Raw genomic sequence first — 2,636 nt, 5'->3', positions numbered from 1 at the left:
GTTCTGGGGATTCTGGGGATTCTGGGGGTTCTGCGTGTTCCGGGTCTTCCCGCGGCCCGCTGGGCGGGGCAGGTCCAGGTGCTCGAGCAGGTCGAGCGCCGCGGCAGCGGCGTTGAAGGTGTACAGGTGCAGACCCGGCGCACCGGCGTCCAGCAGCCCGCGGGCCAGCGCCGCGGCGGACGCCGTCGCGACCCGCCGGCGCTCGGCCGGGCCGCCCGCGTCGAGGGCCGCCAGCAGCGGACCGGGCACCTGCACCCCGGTGAGCTCGCCGATGCGGCGCAGCCGCCGGGGGTCGTCGCTGACGGCCAGCCCCGGCAGCAGCGGCATGGTCACCCCGGCCGCGCGGGCCCGCCGCACGAAGGCGGCGTACTCCGCGGCGCAGAAGGTGACCTGGCAGATCGCGAAGTGCGCGCCGGCCTCCTGCTTGGCGCGCAGGAGCGCCAGGTCGGCCTCGCAGCGGGCGCGGGGGAAGGCCGCGACGGCCAGGCTCAGCGCCCCCTCGCCCGGCGGCGGCGAGGGGCCCCGCAGCGCCCGCCGGCGCCGCTCGGCGACCTGGAGGAGCTCGACGAGGTCCCGGGCGGTGGGGACGCCGTCGGGGTGCGGCCGCCAGCCCGGGTCCCCGGCCGGCGGGTCCCCGCGCAGGGCGAGGAAGTCGCGGACCCCGGCGTCGAGGAACTCCTGGGCGAGGTCGACGAGATCGCGGCGCGAGGAACCCACGCACGTCAGGTGGGCCATCGCCGGGACCGCCGTCGTGCTCAGCACGTGCGCCAGCAGTTCCCGGCTGCGGTCGCGGGTGCCGCCGGCCGCGCCGAACGTGACCGAGACGAAGTCCGGGCCCGCCGCCAGCAGCTCCTCCAGCGAGCGGTGCAGCGCACCGCGCCCCGCCTCGGTGCGCGGGGGGAACAGCTCCAGGCTCAGGGTGGGCCGCCCCGTCGCGCCGGCGACGAGCGCAGCGAGGGTCATCCGCCGACGGCCCGTCCCGGGGGCGGGCAGGCGTCAGCGAGGGGTGGTGCGTTCATTCCGAACTCCATCGACCTGGCGGTAGCACCCGCGCCCGGGCTCGGGGGGTTGCTGCGGCGTCGTCGAGCCAGGACTCTCGGCCGCTCTGGATGGTGTCGTTCGACAGTAGACCGCGGGGTCACCGGGTTTCAAGGGTCCGCGCTGACCCGCTGTTGCCGCGCGGCACCTGCTCGTGGCAGTCTCCGAACAGGTCATGAGCGCCAGCGCGAAGCCCCGGCTCGCTGGCCGGCAACCCTCCTCCGCGGCGGGGTGCCCCGGGTGACGACCTGGTGGGCACCGAGGTGGTGCCCGCAAGCGCGGACCTCGCCGGGCGACCCCGGTCTCCCGGCAGGTCCCTCCCCCCTGGAGGTCCCGTGACCCTCGGCACCCTGCCCACCCCGCGATGCCGTTCCGCCGTCGGCCCCCTGCTGCCGGTCGTCGGGGCCGGGACCCGGGTCCCGCTGGCCACCGGCGGGCACGTCGCCTACGCCAACCTCGACAACGCCGCGAGCGCACCGGCGCTGCGCCCGGTGGCCGAGGAGGTCGCCCGGCTGCTGCCGCACTACGCCAGCGTGCACCGGGGCGCCGGGTACCTCTCCCGCGTCTCGACGGCGCTCTTCGAGGCGGCGCGCGAGCAGGTGGGCGCCTTCGTCGGCGCCCGCCCGGACGACGTCGTGGTCTTCACCCGCAGCACGACCGACGCGCTGGACCTGCTCTCGCGGGCCGTGCCGGACGGCGGGCGGGTGCTCGTGGCCGACGTCGAGCACCACGCCAACCTGCTGCCCTGGCAGCGCTCCGCGCGCACCACGGTCGTGCGCGGCGGCCGGGACGCCGAGGCCACCGCCGACCTGCTGGAGGCGGAGCTCGCCCGCGGCGGCTACGCGCTGCTGGCCGTCACCGGCGCCTCCAACGTCACCGGCGAGGTGCTGCCGCTGCGCCGGCTGGCCCGGGCCGCGCAGGCCGCGGGCGCCCGCACCGCCGTGGACGGCGCCCAGCTGCTGCCGCACCGGCGCGTCGACGTCGCCGACGCCGGGATCGACTGGATCGCGCTGTCGGGGCACAAGCTGTACGCGCCGTTCGGGGCGGGAGCGCTCGTCGGGCGCCGCGACTGGCTGGACGCCGCCGAGCCGTACCTGGCCGGCGGGGGCGCCACGCTGGACGTGGGCGCGGACGCGGTGCGCTGGGCCCTGGGTGCGGACCGGCACGAGGCGGGGTCGCCCAACGTCGTCGGGGCGGTGGCGCTGGCCAAGGCGTGCGCGACGCTGTCCGCGCTGCCCGACGGGGCGCTGCAGGCGCACGAGGCCGCCCTGCGCGAGCAGCTGGTCGCCGGGCTCGGCGCGCTGGACGGCGTCTCGCTCGTGCGCCCGCACCCCGCGGACGCGGTCGGCGTCGTGACCTTCACGCTGCCCGGGCACGAGGCCTCCGCCGTCGCGGCCTACCTGTCCGCCGAGCACGGGATCGGCGTGCGGGACGGGCGCTTCTGCGCCCACCGGTTCGCGGACTCCCTGGGCATCGCCGCCGGCGGGCTGCGCGCCTCGACGGGCGTGGGCACGACCTCCGAGGAGGTCGAGCGGCTGCTCGGTGCGCTGGAGCGCTTCCTCGCCAGCGGACCGCGCCTGGAGTACGGCCTCGTCGAC

At 77.9% G+C, this 2,636-nt stretch carries 2 protein-coding genes and 2 riboswitches; of the genes, one reads left to right on the top strand and one right to left on the bottom strand.

Going from position 1 to position 2,636, the window contains the following annotated elements; all coding sequences use genetic code 11:
• On the bottom strand, positions 1-963 hold a 963-nt coding region (locus tag GTQ99_RS22035; protein WP_166617827.1), incomplete at its 3' end, for a methylenetetrahydrofolate reductase.
• A gap of 61 nt (positions 964-1,024) precedes the next feature.
• A riboswitch (SAM riboswitch) is annotated at positions 1,025-1,116 on the bottom strand.
• Positions 1,117-1,209: 93 nt separating this feature from the next.
• Positions 1,210-1,323: riboswitch (SAM riboswitch) on the top strand.
• A 50-nt stretch (positions 1,324-1,373) separates the two neighbouring features.
• On the opposite strand from GTQ99_RS22035, the gene GTQ99_RS22030 reads away from it, so the two are divergent.
• Positions 1,374-2,636: aminotransferase class V-fold PLP-dependent enzyme (locus tag GTQ99_RS22030; RefSeq protein WP_166617826.1), on the top strand; the 1,263-nt coding region annotated here is incomplete at its 3' end.

It is taken from the genome of Kineococcus vitellinus (assembly GCF_009906315.1).
GTDB lineage: Bacteria > Actinomycetota > Actinomycetes > Actinomycetales > Kineococcaceae > Kineococcus > Kineococcus vitellinus.
Note: the sequence above shows the minus strand (reverse complement) of the source record. Positions and strands in the feature narration are given on the sequence as shown.